General features: G+C 68.3%; 2 protein-coding genes and 1 pseudogene. 2 read left to right on the top strand and 1 reads right to left on the bottom strand.

The window, feature by feature from the left end; all coding sequences use genetic code 11:
- Positions 1–10: 10 nt before the first annotated feature.
- Positions 11–2,062 (bottom strand): zinc ribbon domain-containing protein, encoded by a 2,052-nt coding sequence (locus ADL25_RS07655; protein WP_199839125.1) that lies wholly within the window; start codon positions 2,060–2,062, stop codon positions 11–13.
- Positions 2,063–2,294: 232 nt separating this feature from the next.
- On the opposite strand from ADL25_RS07655, the pseudogene ADL25_RS51805 reads away from it, so the two are divergent.
- Positions 2,295–2,516: pseudogene (locus ADL25_RS51805) on the top strand (transposase); the annotation flags it as partial.
- A gap of 98 nt (positions 2,517–2,614) precedes the next feature.
- Positions 2,615–3,067 carry a transposase gene (locus ADL25_RS50350; protein WP_234380705.1) on the top strand — a complete coding sequence of 151 codons (453 nt, stop codon included), beginning with the start codon at positions 2,615–2,617 and terminating at the stop codon, positions 3,065–3,067.
- The last annotated feature ends 57 nt before the right edge of the window (positions 3,068–3,124 follow it).

The raw sequence follows: 3,124 nt of genomic DNA, 5'->3' as shown, positions 1-3,124 counted from the left end.
CTAAGAGTCATCACGTAATGCCGTGATGCCCACCCGATGTCTGTACGGAGCTGACGCGTCTGGGTGGCGCGTTGTCCGTACAGCCGACTGTTCCGACGTGGGCCTTGTGCCGCTCGTTCGCGGGTCGGGTCTCATTCGGGGTAAGTCCGGTACCAGGTGGTGGTGTCTTGCCGAGCAGAGGCCTGCCGCCGGAAGGATCCGGCTTGGTGGCTGCCGCGTGGGTGCGGCCCCGTGTGGGGCGGGCACCGCGCTGCGGTTGACTCGACAGGGCTTCTTGCAGCCCTTCATGGAACAAGATTTGTGTGTGGCGCGCCTGGACGATGTCCAGGCGCGCTGTGCTGGGGTCTTCGGGGTCGGTGAGGTGGACGTGGGCGCAGAGGGCTGCGGAGACCTTGTCCCTGTCGCCGGTCAGCCCGCAGGCGGGGCAAGCGTGGATGCGGTCGGCGAGGGTTTTGGCGACCTTCTCGCCGCAGAAGCAGGTCTGGGAGAGTTTCGTGGTGAAGGTGGAGGCGCGGAGCATCCGCCCGCCGGTCTTCTCGCATTCCCGGCCGATGGCAGCTATGAGCCTGCCGGGCGTGGTGGCCTGCAGTGCTTTGCCCCACCTGCGGTACCAGGTGCGGATGTCGCAGTCCTCGACGACCAGGTTGGCGCCGTGGCCGCTGATGATCTCCTCGGCTATCCGCCTGGCGCGGTGGTCTTTGGCCGCAGCCTGCGTGGCGGCGGCTTCGGCGAGCCGGGCCCGGTTGAACCGGTAGCCGGCCGACAGGCTGTCGCGCCGGTACGCCCGCTTTGGCACCCCGGCCTTGTTCGCTGCCCGCGCTCCGCCGGGCGTTTCGACGGTCCGTGCGGGCAGGCCTGCGGCTTGGCGCCGGTCGGCGCGGGCCTGCTGGCGTTTCGACGGCTGGTACTGGCCGGAGTTGGACGCCCGGCGAGAGCGGTCGAGGGCGCGTTTGCGTCCGCGGTCCTTGCGGCGAGCCTTCGCCAGCGCGGCAAGTTCCGCGTCGCTGGGCGCGATCCTGGTTGCCTCAACGCCACCGTCGGCGGGGGCGAAGGTGTGGGGGAAGGAGACGACGGAGAGGTTGGAGACGTTGCCGTCGATACCACCGACCCGTTCGCGTGCGGCCGCCGCCTGCCGGCGCGCCTTCGTGGCGGGGGATGCGTAGCCGCCGGCCAGGACCATCAGGTGAGCTTCGTACGCCCACCCGCCCGGCGCGGAGGCGTCGCGGCGGCGCACGAGGTCGGTCTTGTGCCAGGAGTCAGGGCTGTTCAGGAAGTGCATCAGACGCGGCCAGCGGCCCGAACCCGAGGGCAGACGCACGGGCAGGACCAGGGCACCACGACGTGAATCGGCGCCGCCGGTGAACACGACGGCCAAAGGCCCGGTGTGGTCCCACCACGTCGCGGCCCGCGTCTTCGGTGTCTTCTTCGCCGTCACCTCGCCCGTCTCGACGCGTCCCGAAGGCCGCATAGGCGTGGGCAGGTGCCGGGGTTGCGCGAGCACCGCGATCCCTGCAGGAAGCTCGGCGACCTGCTCCGGGGTGGTGACCGTACGGTCGAGGCTGCGGTGACGGTAGGCGTCCAGGTGCCCGGCCAGGGTGCCGTGCAGCCGGAACGTTTCCCACTTCCGGGAGGTGGTGTGGGAGCGGGCGCGGCCGGGGATGCGGGTGTAGTCCCACCACCGGCCAACCTTCGGCCGGCCGAATCGGCAGCCGGAAGAGTCCGGGAACAGATGCCGGCTCACCGCCGTCTCGAAGACTTCGTCTGCCTGGTGCATCACCAGCGCTTTGGTGAGGTGATGGGCGAGATGTTGGGACTTTTCCATGTGCCGGTAGGCGCGCCGTTCCATCCCTTCCCGGGACAGACCCAGCTCCAGCCGCCAGGCTTTCGCATCCGTGTCCCGGCGGACGTCGCCGGCCCAGTACGCATCGACCGCATCCCGCACATCGCGCTGCAGGGCCCGTTTCACGGACCACATCGCGGAAAACAGGTCCTCGGTCCGATGCCGGGTGGCGGGGTCGTGAACATCGAGCGGCAGACGGATCACCGCAAGCTCGATATCCACGCTTCGTGTCCAGCGTTTCTTCTTGTTCTTGCCTCGGTATCGGCGGGCGGGAGGTGCAACATCGGAGGCAGGCACCGGGTCATGCAGCTTTGCAACCTTCAATGACCCACCTCCTTTTTTGTGTAGCAACAACCGGGATCTGTCCGCAGTTTGACCAGTGCGGCAACCAACACCAAAGCTACAAGGCCCCACTGACAACGCCCCGCGCAACGAGGGGACTTCGGTCTCTACGATGGCGTACATGCGCCTGCGTCTTGCCCGCTGCACCGCGGGCGACCTTCGTGCCTGGACCGGTCTGACTGGCCCGCAAATGCAGCATCTCGTCGGACAGCTGTGGGAACTCGCACCCGATACGGGCAGAGGCCGGCCCTGGGCACTGCGGTTCGCCGACCGTGTCCTGCTCGTCGTCCTCGCTTACCGGACCAACCTCACCATGCAGCAGCTCGGAGCCCTATTCGGCGTCTCTCACGCCGCTGCACACCGCGCCCTCGTCCGGCTCGCCGAACCGCTCGCCGAGCTCCTCGGACCACCGCCCATCGACCGGCGGGAATTGTGGGTGGTCGACGGCACCTCATCCCCGCCCATGACCAGCAGCGCACCGCGAAGAGCAAAAACTACCGGCGCAGCGTCAACGTGCAAATCGTCTGCCGGGCCCGCGACCGCCGTATCGTCGCCGTCGGAGCCGCCTGGCCGGACAACCGCAACGATGCGGTCGTCTTCCGGGAAACCCTCGCCAAAACACTGCCCGACCATCCCCGGCTCTCCGGTGACGGCGGCTACCGCGGATCCGACCGCATCCGAACACCACGCCGCGGACCCGACGGCCGCATCATCAAAGACCGCAACTACCGAAGGTTTCGTAAACGCCGGGCCGTGGCGGAACACACCATCGCCCGGCTCAAGGACCACCAGATCCTCCGCCAATGCAGACGCCACGGCGAGGCGATCAACCACGCCGTCGCCGGCGTCGCCGCACTCCACAACCTCAAGCTCGACATCCGGTAAGCCAACCACCCCTCGCGGGGCAGCAGGTCCCGGCCGGCATTACGTGATGGCTCTTAG

Origin of the sequence: Streptomyces sp. NRRL F-5122, assembly GCF_001507435.1 — a bacterium.
GTDB classification, from domain to species: Bacteria; Actinomycetota; Actinomycetes; order Streptomycetales; family Streptomycetaceae; genus Streptomyces; species Streptomyces lannensis.
This window is presented reverse-complemented; position numbering and strand designations above follow the sequence as displayed.